Annotated in this window: 1 pseudogene; it reads left to right on the top strand. The window is 65.3% G+C overall.

The window, feature by feature from the left end:
- Window positions 1-259: pseudogene (locus AC0L2P_RS32420) on the top strand (biotin synthase BioB); the annotation flags it as partial.

Here is a 259-nt window from a genome sequence, read left to right as displayed (position 1 = left end):
CGCTGGTGCCGGTCAAGGGCACGGTATTGGGCGATATGTTGGCCGACACGCCGCTGGCCAAGATCGACGATATCGAATTCGTCCGCACCGTCGCGGTTGCGCGCATCACCATGCCGCATTCGATGGTCCGCCTGTCGGCGGGGCGCGAGAGCATGTCGGATGCCACCCAGGCTTTGTGCTTCCTGGCGGGCGCGAACTCGATCTTCACCGGCGACAAGCTGCTGACTGCGGGCAATGCGGGCGACGACAAGGACGCAGC

The sequence above is a fragment of the Mesorhizobium sp. WSM4836 genome (assembly GCF_055811815.1).
This window is presented reverse-complemented; position numbering and strand designations above follow the sequence as displayed.